Below are 13,879 nucleotides of genomic sequence, written 5' to 3' on the forward strand. Positions count from 1 at the left end.
TCCTGCGTCGCGCGGTGTGCGGGTGCGTCGTGTGGCGTGCGCCGTGTGGGGTGCGCCGTGTCGACGGGTGGAACGGCCGAGCGTCGCAAGGGGCCGCTGCGGTACCCTGACGCCATGCGTGCCGTACGCCTTCTGCTTACCGAGCCGCGCTGATCAGTACCGACCCTTCGAGATGGTCGGACCCGGCGCGGCGTCCCCTCCTGTGCGAGGGGTTTTTTCGTTTGGGCAGGCAGAGACGGCGAAGACGATCGATGGAGCTTCAGAAATCATGAGCGAGACGAACACCCCGGCCCCCGAGGCGGCCGAGGCGCACCGCTACACGGCTGCCATGGCCGCCGACATCGAGGCACGCTGGCAGGACGTCTGGGACGCGCAGGGCACGTACGAGGCCCCGAACCCGACCGGTGACCTGGCCGGGGACCCCGCGGTGGTCGCACGGCCCAAGAAGTTCATCATGGACATGTTCCCGTACCCGTCCGGCGCGGGCCTGCACGTCGGACACCCGCTCGGGTACATCGCCACCGACGTCTTCGCCCGCCACCAGCGGATGACCGGCCACAACGTCCTGCACACCCTGGGCTTCGACGCCTTCGGCCTGCCGGCCGAGCAGTACGCCGTGCAGACCGGCACGCACCCGCGGGTCTCCACCGAGGCCAACATCGAGAACATGAAGGTCCAGCTGCGCCGGCTGGGCCTGGGCCACGACAAGCGCCGGTCGTTCGCCACGATCGACCCGGACTACTACAAGTGGACCCAGTGGATCTTCCTGCAGATCTACAACTCCTGGTACGACGCCGACGCCAAGAAGGCCCGCCCGATCACCGAGCTGGTCGCCGCCTTCGAGGACGGCACCCGTGAGGTCCCCGGCGGCCGCGCCTGGGCCGGCCTGACCGCGGCCGAGCGGGCCGACGTACTGAACGAGTACCGCCTGGCGTACTCCTCGGACGCGCCGGTGAACTGGTGCCCCGGGCTGGGCACCGTACTGGCCAACGAGGAGGTCACCGCCGACGGCCGTTCCGAGCGCGGCAACTTCCCCGTCTTCAAGTCCCGGCTGAGCCAGTGGAACATGCGGATCACCGCCTACGCCGACCGGCTGATCGACGACCTGGACGCGCTGGACTGGCCCGAGGCCATCAAGCTGCAGCAGCGGAACTGGATCGGCCGCAGCGAGGGCGCGCGCGTCGACTTCGCGCTGGGCGACGAGGCCATCACCGTCTTCACCACCCGCCCGGACACCCTGTTCGGCGCCACCTACATGGTGCTGGCGCCCGAGCACCCGCTGGTCGAGAAGTTCATCCCGGCCGCCTGGCCCGAGGGCACCCACGCCATCTGGACCGGTGGGCACGCCACGCCGGCCGAGGCCGTCAGCGCCTACCGCAAGCAGGCCGCCTCGAAGTCGGACGTCGAGCGGCAGGCCGAGGCCAAGGACAAGACCGGTGTCTTCACCGGCGAGTACGCGATCAACCCGGTCAGCGGCGACAAGGTCCCGGTCTTCATCGCCGACTACGTGCTGATGGGCTACGGCACCGGCGCGATCATGGCCGTCCCGGCTCACGACGGCCGCGACTTCGAGTTCGCGCGCGCCTTCGAGCTGCCGATGCGCTGCGTCGTGGAGCCGTCGGACGGTCGCGGCACCGACCCGGCCGAGTGGGACGACGCCTTCGTCTCCTACGACGCGAAGCTGGTCAACTCCACGGGCGAGGGCATCGCCCTGGACGGCCTGGACGTCGCCCTGGCGAAGGCCGCGATCACCGACTGGCTGACCGAGCGCGGTATCGGCGAGGGCACCGTCAACTTCCGCCTGCGTGACTGGCTGTTCAGCCGTCAGCGGTACTGGGGCGAGCCCTTCCCGATCGTCTACGACGAGGACGGCGTGGCGCACCCGCTGCCCGAGTCGATGCTGCCGCTGGAGCTGCCGGAGGTCGAGGACTACTCGCCGCGCACCTTCGAGCCGGACGACGCCGCGTCGCAGCCCGAGACCCCGCTGTCGCGCAACGGCGCGTGGGTGAACGTGGAGCTGGACCTGGGCGACGGCCGCGGTGTGCGCTCCTTCCGCCGCGAGACCAACACCATGCCCAACTGGGCCGGTTCCTGCTGGTACGAGCTGCGCTACCTGGACCCGAACAACTCCTCGGCCCTGGTGGACCCGGAGATCGAGCAGTACTGGATGGGCCCGCGCGAGGGTGCCCCGCACGGCGGTGTCGACCTGTACGTGGGCGGCGCCGAGCACGCGGTGCTGCACCTGCTGTACGCCCGCTTCTGGTCGAAGGTGCTGTTCGACCTGGGCCACGTCTCCTCGGCGGAGCCGTTCCACAAGCTGTTCAACCAGGGCATGATCCAGGCGTACGCCTACACCGACGCGCGCGGCGTGTACGTGCCCGCGGCCGAGGTCGAGGAGCGCGACGGCGGGTACTTCTACCAGGACCAGCCGGTCAAGCGTGAGCACGGCAAGATGGGTAAGTCCCTGAAGAACGCCGTCACGCCGGACGAGATCTGCGAGGAGTACGGCGCGGACACGCTGCGCCTGTACGAGATGGCGATGGGCCCGCTGGACGTCTCCCGTCCGTGGGACACCCGGGCCGTGGTGGGCCAGTACCGGCTGCTGCAGCGCCTGTGGCGCAACATCGTGGACGAGGAGACGGGCGCCGTCACCGTCGTGGACGGCGAGCCGGACGAGGCGACCCTGCGCGCGCTGCACAAGGCGATCGACGGGGCCGGCTCGGACCTGACGGGGCTGCGCTTCAACACCGCCATCGCGAAGATCACCGAGCTGAACAACGCGCTGACGAAGGCCGGCCGCCCGCTGGAGCGCTCGGTCGCCGAGGCCCTGGTGCTGCTGGTCGCCCCGCTGGCCCCGCACATCGCGGAGGAGCTGTGGCACCGCCTGGGCCACAGCGAGTCGGTCGTCCACCAGGACTTCCCGGTCGCGGACCCGGCGTACGTCGTGGACGAGAGCGTGACCTGCGTGGTGCAGGTCAAGGGCAAGGTCAAGGCGCGGCTGGAGGTGTCGCCGACGATCTCCGAGGCGGAGCTGGAGCAGCTGGCCGTGACCGACGAGGGTGTCGTGGCGGCGCTGGGCGGCGCGGAGATCCGCAAGGTGATCGTGCGTGCGCCGAAGCTGGTGAACATCGTCATCTGAGTCGTCCGTCGTCCCAGGACGCACACCCCCTCGCATAGGGGGGATCCCGTACGGGCAGGTTGGGGGTTCGAATGGAACCCCTGACCTGCCCGCGGCGTTTACCGTGGAGGGGACGGAAAAGAGCCGTCGGGTGCTGGGGAAGGGACGCTCATGGAGTCCGCGTTGATCATCTTCGCGCTGATGCTGCTTATGACCTTCCTGGGGTTGGGCGTGTACGCGACCGTCAAGGTGGTGCAGGCGACCAAGCGCGGTGTGGACCGGACCATCACACAGGCGCGGCGGACCGTGGAGGACACCGCCCTGCGGGCCAAGAGTTTCGGCCAGGTCGGGGTCCCCGGTGCGCTCGCCCAGCTGCGGCTCGACCTGCGGACATCGATGCGCGCCACGGAGCAGGCGCTGCGGGACGGGGTCCGGGTGGACGCCTCGCTGCACGAGTCGATCGCGCTGTTCGAGCGGCTGAGCGCGCACGGGCGTGAGCTCGACGACGAGCTGAAGGGGCTGGAGCAGGACCCGGACCGCGGGCGTATCGCGGAGCGCCTGCCGGATCTGCGGGAGCGAACGGCCAAGATCAAGCAGGCCGCGGACTCGCTGCGGTGGGCCGCGCGGGATCGGGCGCAGCGTTTCGCGCAGGACGACCTGTCCACGTTGTCGGCCCAGATCGAGGTCGAGTCCGACGCGCTGCGGGACTGGGCGCGGGAGCCGGTGGACGACCTCGCGGCGGCGGCCGCGGCGTGGGATGCGGCGCAGGCGAACGGGAGCGCGGCGGGTCCGGGGAGCGCCTCGGCGAATGCTTCGGGGCAGCCCTCGGCGGCGGGCCCGGCTCGCGGCGGGGACCAGCCGCAGGCCCTGAATCCGGCCGCTCCGGCGCCGCAGTACCCGTGGCAGAAGACGCGCCGGCCGGAGAGCACGACCTGAGGACGAGGACGGGGAGGCGAGGCGAGGGGCGAGGGGCGTGGGCTGAGGGCGTGGGCTGAGGACGCGCCCGGGGGTGCGAGCTGAGGGCGCAAGCCGAGGAAGCGACCCGAGCCGGCCGCGGTGCGTCCGAGGTCGACCCGGTGCGTCCGAGTCCGACCCGCGGATGCGTCCGAGTCCGACCCGGGTGGGACATGGGACCGGCCTGCGGAGAGGTGCGCGGGGGCTCGTACCGTAGGCTCTCGCCGCCGTAGGAGACCCGACCGGCGGTCGAGTCGTGGGCCCAGGCTGCCGTCCTGCCCCCACGGGCGGTAACCTCCGGCTCATGTCCCGCCATGTCGCCATCGTCACCGATTCCACGGCCTACCTGCCCCGACCGGCCATGGCGCGGCACGGAATCACCGCCGTCCCGCTCACCGTGGTGCTCGGTGGCGAGGCCCTGGAGGAAGGCACCGAGATCTCGGCGCGCAGCCTGGCCCAGGCCCTGCAGAAGCGCCGATCGGTCACCACCTCGCGCCCCGGGCCCGAGGAATTCGTCCGGGCCTACCGGGCGGCGGCGGACGCCGGCGCCACCGGCATCGTCAGCCTGCACCTGTCCGCCGAGTTCTCCGGCACCTACGACGCGGCCGTGGTCGCCGCCAGGACCGCACCCGTACCGGTCCGGGTCCTGGACACCGGCATGGTCGCGATGGCCCTCGGTTTCTGCGCGCTGGCCGCCGCCGAGGTGGCCGAGGCGGGCGGATCCGTGGACGAGGCCGTGGCGGCGGCCGAGAAGCGGGCGACGGACATGTCCGCCTACTTCTACGTCGACACCCTCGACTACCTCCGCCGCGGCGGACGGATCGGGGCCGCCCAGGCCCTGCTCGGCTCGGCCCTCGCGGTGAAGCCCCTGCTGACGCTGGACGGCGGCCGCATCGAGATGCTGGAGAAGGTCCGTACGTCGTCCAAGGCGATCGCCCGACTGGAGGAGCTGGCCGTCGAGCGCGCCGGGTCCGCCGAGGTCGATGTGGCGGTGCACCACCTCGCGGCTCCGGAGCGGGCGGAGAAGCTCGCCGAGCGGCTGCGCGAACGCATTCCCGGGCTGGTCGAGCTGCACGTCAGCGAGGTCGGTGCGGTGATCGGGGCGCACACCGGGCCGGGGCTGCTGGCGGCGGTCGTCTCCCCTCGCTGATCACCGGAACGGGTGGCCCGGTTATCCACAACGGGCCTTTTTTCCACTGGAATTGAGTGTTCCGAACCGGGGGCGGGCTCGGCCTCTACGGTCGTGGCATGACTCTTCGAACGCGTGCTTCGTATCGGTCGGGTGCCACCGGTGGCCCGGGCCGCTCCCGCCTCTCCGACGGCCGACTTTCCGATGGTCGGCCCGCCAGGGGTCCGCTCTCCGGCGGTCCGCTCTCCGACGGTCGGCTCGCCGACAGCCGTCTCCGGCCTCGCCGTACGGCGCTTGGTGGCCGACGGGTTGCTCATCCGGAGCCGGGCGCGGTGCGCCGGCGGGCCGAGGCCCTGCTGGGGGACAGCGGCCCGCCGCAGGCCCCGCGGCCGCCTTCACCGCCCCCGCCACCCGAGGCCTTCCAGGCGCCGTCGGAGGCCGTGGAAAGGGCGGATGCCCTGGATGTCGAAGCTGCGCCCGATGACGCGTCCGGGCCGCCCTCAGGGGCCGCGCGGAGGCCTTCCGTGCGGGAGCGCCTGCCGCTGTGGCTGCAGGACAGCTGCGCGGTGCGGCCGCGGGCGGTGGCCGCCGTCGGGGTGGTGCTGATCTGCGCCGTCGGCTTCGCCGGGCAGCAGTACTGGTCGGCCCGGCCACGCGCGGTGACCGCGCCCGCGGTGGTCGCCCCGGGGGCGCTCCCGGCGGCGGCCACGGCACCTGCGGCGGCTCCGGCCCAGGGAGCGGGCACGGGGGCCGGTGGGACGGCCGCGCGGATCGTCGTCGACGTCACGGGCAAGGTCCGGGATCCCGGGGTGCGGCGGCTGCCCGCAGGTTCGCGGGTGGAGGACGCGCTGGCCGCCGCCGGGGGAGTGCGGCCGGGCGCCGACACGACCGGGCTGAACCGGGCCCGCGTGCTGGTGGACGGCGAGCAGGTGGTGGTCGGAGCCCCGGCGCAACCGCCCCCCGCCGGGGTGACGGGCGGCTCGGGCCCTGCCTACGGCGCAGGCTCAGGCCTCGGTTCCGGCGCCGGCCCGCTGAGTCTGGGTTCGGCCACGGTCGCGCAGCTCGACGGGCTGCCGGGGGTCGGGCCGGTGCTCGCGCAGCACATCGTCGACTTCCGTACCGCCCGCGGCGGCTTCCGTTCCGTGGAGGATCTCCGCCAGGTCGACGGCATCGGTGAGCGGCGTTTCGCCGACCTGCGCCCGTTGGTCCGGCCGTGAACCGCCCGGCGGGTCCGGTTCCGCCGGACCTCCGCCTCGCGGTGCCCGCCGCGGCCGCCTGGGCGGCGGCCGCCCTCGCCCTGGACGCGCCCGTCCACCGGACCGCCCTCGGGGTGGGGCTGGGGATGGTCTGCGCGGGCCTGTTGATGCTGGGCGCGTGCCGGCGTCCGGGACCGCTGTGGCGGCTCGCCCCGGCCGCGGCGGCGGCCCTGCTGTGCGCGGCCGCCGGAGCGGGGGTGGCGGGGCTCCAGCGGGCCGAGGCGCGGGCCGGGCCGGTGGCCGGGCTGGCTCGGGAGCACGCCCGTGTCCTCGTGGAACTCACCGTCGGCTCCGACCCGCAGGCCGCCCGGAGCGGGAGCGGGCCGCCGGTGGTGGTCCTGGACGCGGTGGTGAACCGGGTGACCGGGCCCGACGGTTCGAGCACCCGGGTCGAGACCCCGGTGCGGGTGCTGGCCGGACATCCGGGATGGGCCCGGCTGCAACCTTCCACCCGGGTGGTGGTGGTCGCCCGGCTGGCTCCGGCGCGGGGCGGGGAGCGGGCCGTGGCGCTGCTGCGCCCGGCCGGTGACACCCCGCCCCGGGTGGCCGGCGGCCCGGACACCGTCCAACGGTTCGCGGGGCGGCTGCGGGCCGGGCTGCGCGAGGCCACCGAGGGGCTCCCACCGGATGCCAGGGCCCTGCTGCCGGGGCTGGTCGTCGGGGACACCTCCAGGGTTCCGCCCGATCTGCACGAGGCCTTCCGGGCCACCGACCTGCTGCACCTGCTGGCCGTCTCCGGATCCAACCTGACCGTGGTGCTGTTCCTGCTCATCGGGCCCCCGGCCCGCGCGCAGCGGGCGGAACGGCGCGGGCTGGCGCCCCGGCTCGGACTCTCGTTGCGGGTCACCGCCCTGTGCGGGGCGGCCCTGACGCTGGCGTTCGTCGTGGTGTGCCGGCCGGAGCCGAGCGTGCTGCGGGCCGCCGCCTGCGGGGCGGTCACCCTGCTGGCCATCGCCACGGGGCGGCGCCGATCCCTGATCCCGGCCCTGGGCGCCGCCGTGCTGCTGCTGGTGCTCTACGACCCCTGGCTGGCCCGAAGCCACGGCTTCCTGCTCTCCGTCCTGGCCACCGGGGCGCTGCTCACCCTCGCTCCCCGGTGGAGCGCGGCCCTGCGACGCCGTGGCGTGGGGCCCCGGTCGGCCGATGCGCTGGGGGCCGCCGCGGCCGCGCAGGCGGTGTGCGCGCCCGTGGTGGCCGTGCTCGCCGCCCGGGTCAGCCTGGTGGCCGTGCCGTGCAACCTGCTGGCCGAGCTGGCGGCCGGCCCCGCGACGGTCCTCGGCTTCGCCGCGCTCGCGGTGGCTCCGGTGTGGATGCCCGCCGCGGAGCTGCTCGCCCGGTGCGCGGCGGTGCCGGCCGGGTGGATCGCGGGCGTGGCCCGGGCCGGGGCCCGGTTCCCGGGCGCGGAGCTGGCGTGGCCGGGCGGGCTCACCGGTGGTGTTCTGCCGGCCGCCGCCACCGTGGCGGTCGTGGTGATCGGCGGTGCCCGGTTCCGTGGGCGCGGGTGGCTGTGCTCCGCCCTGGCGGCGCTGCTGCTCCTGGCCGTACTGCGGCCGCCGCAGCTCACCCGTACGCTGTCCGGCTGGCCGCCGCCCGACTGGAGCTACGTCCAGTGCGCCGTGGGGCAGGGGGACGCCGCCGTGCTCGCCCTGGGACCCGGTGAGGCCCTGGTGGTGGACGCCGGCCCGGAGCCCGGACCGGTGGACGACTGTCTGCGTGCCCTGGGTGTGCGGCGGGTGCCGCTGCTTCTGCTGACGCACTTTCACGCCGACCACGTCGGTGGCCTGTCGGGGGTGCTGCGGGGTCGGTCCGTAGGGGTGATCCAGGCCACCACGCTGGAAGAACCAAGCGGGCAGGCCGAGTTCGTCCGGCGGACCGCGGCGGCCGCCGGGGTGCCGATCGTGAAGGCGGCGCAAGGGGAGCGGCGCCGGGCCGGGACGTTCGAATGGCAGGTGCTCTGGCCGCCGCCGGACGGACCGCCGCCCGAGGGCCCCAACGACGCGAGCGTCGCCCTCCTGGTGCGCGGCGCGGGGCTGACCCTGCTCCTGCTCGGCGACCTCGAACCGGCCGCGCAGCAGGCGCTCTTGAGGGCCCGCCCGGACCTCGGCCCGGTGGACGTCCTCAAGGTCGCCCACCACGGCTCCGCGCACCAGGACCCGGAGCTGTACGCCCGGGTCCGGCCACGGCTCGCGCTCGTTCCCGTCGGCGTGGGCAACCGCTACGGACACCCGGCGCCGCGTACGCTCGCCCGGCTTCGGGAGTTGGGTGCGACCGTGCTGCGCACCGATCTCGACGGCTCGATCGCCGTCACCGGCAGCGGAGTTCGGCTACGGTCCTTTTCGGCCAACCGGCGGCGGAATCGGCGCGGCCATACCGGGCGCGACCACTCTGTTTGCCCACAACCCGACAGCATGATCGAATGCGTCTTCGCCAGAACGGTCCAAGTCCACACAGCACGGGGGTGCATCAGCCATGTTCGGTCGCAGACGGGGGATGGAGTCGGCCGGAAGTTCCAGCCCGCCCACATCCGCGACACTGACGCTGCCGCCGACGGCGCGGCTGCTCAGCTGCCGGGTTCTCGACACGGTCCACCGACCGGTGCGGCAGGCGGCGTTCGAGGTGACCGACCCGATCGGTCGGCGCATCGTCAGCGGGGAGACCGACCCGTACGGCGGCTTCGCCGTGGCCGTACCGGAGGGGGAGTACCGACTTTCCGTGACCACGGAGGGGTATGCGCCGTTCCACGGGGTCACGATCGTGGGGGACCCGGGACAGCCCGGCACCGCGGAGATCATCCTCGACGCGGTGGAGCCGCCGCTGCTGCCGCAGCCCGGCCACTGGGAGCTCGACCCGACGCACTCGTCCATCGGCTTCACGGCCCGCCACATCGGCCTGGCCCGGATCCGCGGCCGGTTCACCACGTTCGCCGGGGCGGTACGGATAGCCGAGCGCATGGAGGACTCCTCCATGCACGTGATCATCGACGCGGCGAGCATCGACACCGGGGTGCGGCTGCGCGACGACCACCTGAGGTCGGGGGACTTCCTGGACGCGGTCCGCCACCCGACGGTGGAGTTCTACAGCGAGAGGTTCATCCACCGCAGCGGCAGCGCCTGGACGGTCGCCGGTGCGCTGACCCTCCACGGGGTGAGCCGGTCCGTGACCCTGGACACCCAGTACCTGGGCCTGGGCACGGGCATGGAGGGAGAGCTCCGGGCGGCCTGCCGGGCCACCACCGAACTGCACCGCGAGGACTTCACCCTCAACTGGCAGTCGATGCTGGCGCAGGGGATCGCGGCCATCGGTTCGAGCGTGGACGTAACCCTGGACATCCAGGCCGTGCGCAAGGCCTGACGGGAAGGCTGCCGAGCCCCCTACGGGGCTTCCAGCCAGCCCTCGTACTCGGCGGCGAGGTCGTCCAGCGTGCCGGTGTCGAGCCGTTCCTGCGGGTCCTCGACGACCACCAGCCACTGGGCGTCCTCGGCGTCGTCCTCGCCGGCCAGCGCGTCGCGGACCAACTGCGGTTCCTCCGGGAGGCCGAAGCGGTCGACGGCCTCCCGGGCCACCTCCTCGGCGGCGTCGCGGTCGGGCAGGACGAGTACATGTCGCACATTCACGCGACCATTCTCGGGCACGCGGGGCGGAGGGCTGTCGGTGCGGCGTGGGATGCTGGATCCGATGGCCACCAGGAAGAACTCCACCGACGATCCGCTTGCCCCGCTCACCCTCGCGGTGGGGCAGGAGGAGCTGCTGCTCGACCGTGCCGTGCGCGAGGTGGTGGCGGCCGCCCGCGCCGCCGACGCCGACACGGACGTACGCGACCTCGCATCCGAGCAGCTCCAACCCGGCACGCTCGCCGAGCTGACGAGTCCCTCGCTCTTCTCCGAGCGGAAGGTGCTGGTCGTGCGCAACGCGCAGGACCTCTCCGCGGACTCGATCAAGGAGGTCAAGGCCTACCTCGCCGCGCCCTACGAGGAGATCATCCTGGTCCTCCTGCACGCGGGCGGGGTCAAGGGCAAGGGTCTGCTGGACGCGGCCCGCAAGGCGGGCGCGCGGGAGATCGCCTGCCCGAAGATGACGAAGGCGGCGGACCGGCTGTCGTTCGTGCGCGGCGAATTCCGCACGCTCGGCCGGTCGGCGACGCCGGAGGCCTGCCAGAACCTGGTGGACGCCATCGGCAGCGACCTGCGGGAGCTGGCCAGCGCCGCCGCACAGCTGTGCGCGGACGTCGAGGGCACCATCGACGAGGCCGTCGTCGCCCGCTACTACACGGGCCGGGCCGAGGCCTCCAGCTTCACGGTCGCCGACCGGGCGGTCGAGGGGCGGGCGGCCGAGGCCCTGGAAGCCCTGCGCTGGTCCCTGTCCACCGGGGTGGCACCGGTCCTGATCACCAGCGCCCTGGCCCAGGCGGTCCGGGCGATCGGCAAGCTCGCCTCCGCCCCCCGCGGAGCCCGGCCCGGCGACCTCGCCCGGGACCTGGGCATGCCCCCCTGGAAGATCGACCGGGTCCGCCAGCAGATGCGCGGCTGGTCGGCGGACGCCGTCTCGGACGCCCTGCGTGCCGTGGCCGCCGCCGACGCCGGCGTCAAGGGCGGCGGTGACGATCCCGAGTACGCCCTGGAGAAGGCCGTGGTGGCGGTGGCCCGAGCGGCCCGCCCACAGCGGCGGTAGCGAGCAGCGCCGGCAGCGGGCAGCGCGAAGGCCCCGGCCGCCACCCTGGGGAAGGGTGCTGGCCGGGGCCTTCGGTTACTTCTGAGTTGCTCCGCACCCGCGTGGCGAACGCTTCGTGTGCGGAGCGGGGTGCCGGTCAGGAGCGGGAGAGAGGGCCCACTGGGTCCCTTCCGGCGATCACATCAGGAGCTTCAGCCCTGCAGGGAGGCAACCTTGGTGGCCAGCGCCGACTTCTTGTTGGCGGCGGCGTTCTTGTGGATGACACCCTTCGAGACAGCCTTGTCGAGCGCACGCGCGGCGGCGCGAGAAGCCACGGTGGCCTTCTCGACGTCACCGGCGAGGACGGCCTCGCGGGCCTTGCGGATCGCGGTCTTGAGCGAGGACTTGACGGCCTTGTTGCGCAGGCGCGCCTTCTCGTTCGTCTTGTTCCGCTTGATCTGGGACTTGATGTTCGCCACGAAAGAGCCTTTTCAGGTTCAGAGTTTGATCTTCGGATTGTGCCTCGACAGCTGAGAGGGCATACGAGACACAGCTGCCCAGGCTACCAGGCACGCTAGGGGCGGCCCAAACCGAGCGCACTGCCCCGTCCATGGGACCATGGGAGTCTGCGTAGAGATCCGACATCGCGCCGCCGACAGCGACGGGAGCCGGACTTTCGCTCCGACCGACGCTCCGCAAACGCTTCCGACTGCGACCGAGAATCAGGACACTGCGTGCCCGCGATCCCCAGCCACGTGCCCGAGCCGAGCCGTACCGACTCGGCGCTGATCCGCAACTTCTGCATCATCGCGCACATCGACCACGGCAAGTCGACCCTTGCCGACCGGATGCTCCAGATCACCGGTGTGGTCGACCAGCGGCAGATGCGCGCCCAGTACCTCGACCGCATGGACATCGAGCGTGAGCGCGGCATCACGATCAAGTCCCAGGCGGTCCGGCTGCCCTGGGCGCCCACCACGGGCGAGGGTCAGGGCAACACCCACATCCTCAACATGATCGACACCCCCGGGCACGTCGACTTCACCTACGAGGTCTCCCGCTCCCTGGCCGCGTGCGAGGGCACGGTCCTCCTGGTGGACGCCGCCCAGGGCATCGAGGCGCAGACCCTCGCCAACCTGTACCTGGCGATGGAGAACGACCTCGCGATCGTCCCCGTCCTGAACAAGATCGACCTGCCGGCCGCCCAGCCGGAGAAGTTCGCCGAGGAGCTCGCGAACCTCATCGGCTGCCAGCCCGAGGACGTGCTGCGGGTCTCGGCGAAGACCGGTCTCGGCGTCGAGGCGCTGCTCGACAAGGTCGTCGCCACGGTCCCGGCCCCGGTCGGTGTCAAGGACGCCCCGGCCCGCGCCATGATCTTCGACTCCGTCTACGACTCGTACCGTGGCGTCGTCACGTACGTCCGTGTGGTCGACGGGCAGCTGAACAAGCGCGAGCGCATCCGGATGATGTCCACCGGCGCCACCCACGAACTGCTGGAGATCGGTGTCTCCTCCCCGGAGATGACCCCGTCCGACGGCATCGGCGTCGGCGAGGTGGGCTACATCATCACCGGCGTGAAGGACGTCCGTCAGTCCAAGGTCGGTGACACCATCACCAGCCTGCACAACGGCGCCACCGAGGCCCTCGGCGGATACAAGGACCCGCGGCCGATGGTCTTCTCGGGCCTCTACCCGCTCGACGGTTCGGACTACCCGGACCTGCGCGAGGCCCTGGACAAGCTGCAGCTCAACGACGCCGCGCTGGTCTACGAGCCGGAAACCTCGGCGGCGCTCGGCTTCGGCTTCCGCGTCGGCTTCCTCGGCCTGCTCCACCTGGACGTGGTCCGTGAGCGCCTGGAGCGCGAGTTCGGCCTCGACCTGATCGCCACCGCGCCCAACGTGGTCTACCGGGTGGTCATGGAGGACGGCAAGGAAGTCACCGTCACCAACCCGAGCGAGTTCCCCGAGGGCAAGATCTCGGACGTGTTCGAGCCGGTCGTCAAGGCCACCGTGCTCGCGCCCACCGAGTTCATCGGCGCGATCATGGAGCTGTGCCAGCAGCGCCGCGGCACCCTCCTCGGCATGGACTACCTCTCCGAGGACCGGGTCGAGATCCGCTACACCCTCCCGCTCGCGGAGATCGTCTTCGACTTCTTCGACCAGCTGAAGTCCAAGACGCGCGGCTACGCCTCCCTGGACTACGAACCCACGGGCGAGCAGTCCGGCAGCCTGGTCAAGGTCGACATCCTGCTGCACGGCGACAAGGTCGACGCCTTCTCCGCCGTCACGCACAAGGACGCCGCCTACGCCTACGGTGTGCGCCTCGTCGCCAAGCTGCGCGAGCTCATCCCGCGGCAGGCCTTCGAGGTGCCTATCCAGGCCGCGATCGGCTCCCGCGTCATCGCCCGCGAGACCATCCGCGCCATCCGCAAGGACGTCCTCGCCAAGTGCTACGGCGGTGACATCTCCCGTAAGCGGAAGCTGCTGGAGAAGCAGAAGGAAGGCAAGAAGCGCATGAAGATGGTCGGCTCCGTGGAGGTCCCGCAGGAGGCCTTCATCGCCGTCCTCTCCAGTGACGAGTCCGGCGGCAAGAAGAAGTAGTGGTCCGCCGTCACCCGACGCACACAGGCCCCCGCACTCCGGTGCGGGGGCCTGTTTCGTTATGAAGCGGCCGCTCGCGGGCTCTTACGCGCACGCCGGTCGCGCTCTAGTCTGATCACTGCTCGACGGTTACTCGCCAGTTTAAAAAGACAACGGCTGCAAACCCGCCAGTCCC

General features: G+C 72.4%; 9 protein-coding genes and 1 pseudogene. 8 read left to right on the forward strand and 2 right to left on the reverse strand.

Annotation, left to right across the window (positions count from 1 at the left end; all coding sequences use genetic code 11):
- The first annotated feature begins 268 nt into the window (after positions 1 to 268).
- The 6 genes and pseudogenes from leuS to ACWG52_RS24855 all read left to right on the forward strand — a co-directional run bounded on the left by leuS (position 269) and on the right by ACWG52_RS24855 (position 9,808).
- Positions 269 to 3,139 (forward strand): leucine--tRNA ligase, encoded by a 2,871-nt coding sequence (leuS, locus tag ACWG52_RS24830; protein ID WP_389811785.1) that lies wholly within the window; start codon positions 269 to 271, stop codon positions 3,137 to 3,139.
- A 150-nt stretch (positions 3,140 to 3,289) separates the two neighbouring features.
- Positions 3,290 to 4,054, forward strand: coding sequence for a hypothetical protein (locus ACWG52_RS24835; protein ID WP_389811788.1), 765 nt, complete (start codon positions 3,290 to 3,292; stop codon positions 4,052 to 4,054).
- A 322-nt stretch (positions 4,055 to 4,376) separates the two neighbouring features.
- On the forward strand, positions 4,377 to 5,222 hold the full coding sequence (locus ACWG52_RS24840) for a DegV family protein (protein ID WP_389811791.1): 846 nt from the start codon (positions 4,377 to 4,379) through the stop codon (positions 5,220 to 5,222).
- Between the two features lie 503 nt (positions 5,223 to 5,725).
- Positions 5,726 to 6,418: a helix-hairpin-helix domain-containing protein gene (locus ACWG52_RS24845; protein WP_389811794.1), complete on the forward strand. Its 693-nt coding sequence runs from the start codon at positions 5,726 to 5,728 to the stop codon at positions 6,416 to 6,418.
- A gap of 146 nt (positions 6,419 to 6,564) precedes the next feature.
- Positions 6,565 to 8,790: pseudogene (locus ACWG52_RS24850) on the forward strand (ComEC/Rec2 family competence protein); the annotation flags it as partial.
- Positions 8,791 to 8,926: 136 nt separating this feature from the next.
- Positions 8,927 to 9,808, forward strand: coding sequence for a YceI family protein (locus ACWG52_RS24855; protein WP_389811796.1), 882 nt, complete (start codon positions 8,927 to 8,929; stop codon positions 9,806 to 9,808).
- Between the two features lie 20 nt (positions 9,809 to 9,828).
- On the opposite strand, the gene ACWG52_RS24860 is transcribed toward ACWG52_RS24855, so the two are convergent.
- Positions 9,829 to 10,071 (reverse strand): hypothetical protein, encoded by a 243-nt coding sequence (locus tag ACWG52_RS24860; protein ID WP_376057025.1) that lies wholly within the window; start codon positions 10,069 to 10,071, stop codon positions 9,829 to 9,831.
- Positions 10,072 to 10,132: 61 nt separating this feature from the next.
- Here ACWG52_RS24860 and holA point away from each other — a divergent pair, with 61 nt between their 5' ends.
- Positions 10,133 to 11,125, forward strand: coding sequence for a DNA polymerase III subunit delta (holA, locus tag ACWG52_RS24865; protein WP_375935659.1), 993 nt, complete (start codon positions 10,133 to 10,135; stop codon positions 11,123 to 11,125).
- 191 nt (positions 11,126 to 11,316) lie between these two features.
- Here holA and rpsT read toward each other — a convergent pair whose 3' ends face one another.
- Complete coding sequence (gene rpsT, locus ACWG52_RS24870; RefSeq protein WP_030010251.1) at positions 11,317 to 11,583, reverse strand: 30S ribosomal protein S20; 267 nt, start codon at positions 11,581 to 11,583, stop codon at positions 11,317 to 11,319.
- A gap of 255 nt (positions 11,584 to 11,838) precedes the next feature.
- Between rpsT and lepA the strand changes: the two genes are divergently transcribed.
- Complete coding sequence (lepA, locus tag ACWG52_RS24875; RefSeq protein WP_189736883.1) at positions 11,839 to 13,704, forward strand: translation elongation factor 4; 1,866 nt, start codon at positions 11,839 to 11,841, stop codon at positions 13,702 to 13,704.
- Positions 13,705 to 13,879 lie beyond the last annotated feature (175 nt).

It is taken from the genome of Streptomyces sp. CLCI03 (assembly GCF_053615355.1).

Coding starts and splice junctions, on each gene's coding strand:
- leuS (WP_389811785.1), top strand. CDS start 269: ATGAGCGAGACGAACACCCCGGCCCCCGAGGCGGCCGAGGCGCACCGC.
- ACWG52_RS24835 (WP_389811788.1), top strand. CDS start 3,290: ATGGAGTCCGCGTTGATCATCTTCGCGCTGATGCTGCTTATGACCTTC.
- ACWG52_RS24840 (WP_389811791.1), top strand. CDS start 4,377: ATGTCCCGCCATGTCGCCATCGTCACCGATTCCACGGCCTACCTGCCC.
- ACWG52_RS24855 (WP_389811796.1), top strand. CDS start 8,927: ATGTTCGGTCGCAGACGGGGGATGGAGTCGGCCGGAAGTTCCAGCCCG.
- holA (WP_375935659.1), top strand. CDS start 10,133: ATGGCCACCAGGAAGAACTCCACCGACGATCCGCTTGCCCCGCTCACC.